Genomic DNA, 1,186 nt, shown 5'->3' on the forward strand with positions numbered 1-1,186 from the left:
TTTCTGGGGCGTTCGCCTGTCACGATTTGCCGCGAAACTCTGGGCTTAGGACTGGCACAACAACGCCACGGTGCAAGCATTATGAAAGAGGGGATGATGGCGGCGGGCGTGATTAAGTCCGCCGATTGGTTAGATGGTACAAAAGGCGCTAAGGCACTGGAAGCCCTCGAACGTTACAAGGGCGCTCGCAATGCAGGAAAAACACCGATCCTTGAAGGCGGGATGGACTATCAGCAGTTAGGCATGAGTAATCAGGATGCGGAATGGCTGGCTTCCCGTCGTTTCACCATTGACGATATTGCCCGGATGTTCAATGTCAGCCCTATCTTTCTGCAAGAATATTCGAACAGCACCTACAGCAACTTTAGTGAAGCATCACGCGCTTTTCTGACTATCACCATGCGCCCGTGGCTTGCCAACTTTGAGCAACAAATTAAATCAGCCTTGCTGATGGCTTCACCGAAAAGAGGCATTCGTTACCAAGTCGAGTTTGATACCGCCGATTTGCTGCGAGCCAATCCAAAGGAACGCTTCCAGAGTTATGAGACGGCGATTAAGTCAGGGGTGATGTGCCCGAACGAAGCCCGAGAACGTGAAGGTTTATCACCCCGTGAAGGGGGTGATGAATTCAGTCAGGCATGGAAGCAGACGGTAGAAGTGAAGAAACAACCGGAGGACAAGGAATGAGAGCAGGCGCATTAAGACATCGCGTTACGTTGCAGAGCTTTACCCAGATCAAATTACCGTCGGGCCAGCGCATGCAGCAATGGCAGGATGTGGCTACGGTCTGGGCAGAAGTGAAACACATTAGCGGGCGTGAATTGATGGCCTCCGGTGCAGTGTTCACCGAAGCCACCGTGCGTATCTGGCTGCGCTACCGGGCTGATATAGCAGAATCATACTAATATGTCATAATATCCAAATCCAACATGACAAGGCATAAAGTGAAATGGGTTACAGTTTAGATTTTCGAAAACGAGTACTGGCATACAAAGATAAGCATTCGTTGACTTTCGAACAAACGAGTGCCCATTTTGAGATTTCTATTCGTACCCTGTTCCGGTGGAGCCATAAAATAGAACCTTGCATGACGCGTGATAAGCCTCCCATGAAAATTCCTGATGAGGTGCTCATCGCGGATGTCCAAAATTTTCCTGATGACTATCAATGGGAAAGAGCAAAGCGC

3 protein-coding genes are annotated in these 1,186 nt (G+C 49.6%); all 3 read left to right on the forward strand.

Annotated elements, in window-relative coordinates:
- The coding region (locus AB204_RS08615) for a phage portal protein (protein ID WP_047962976.1) at nucleotides 1-687 on the forward strand (687 nt) is incomplete at its 5' end.
- Nucleotides 684-905, forward strand: a complete 222-nt coding sequence (locus AB204_RS08620; protein ID WP_053067862.1) for a phage head closure protein — start codon at nucleotides 684-686, stop codon at nucleotides 903-905. The genes AB204_RS08615 and AB204_RS08620, both read left to right, overlap by 4 nt.
- Before the next feature lie 44 nt (nucleotides 906-949).
- On the forward strand, nucleotides 950-1,186 hold a 237-nt coding region (locus tag AB204_RS08625; protein ID WP_047962977.1), incomplete at its 3' end, for an IS630 transposase-related protein.

The sequence above is a fragment of the Xenorhabdus khoisanae genome (assembly GCF_001037465.1).
GTDB classification, from domain to species: Bacteria; Pseudomonadota; Gammaproteobacteria; order Enterobacterales; family Enterobacteriaceae; genus Xenorhabdus; species Xenorhabdus khoisanae.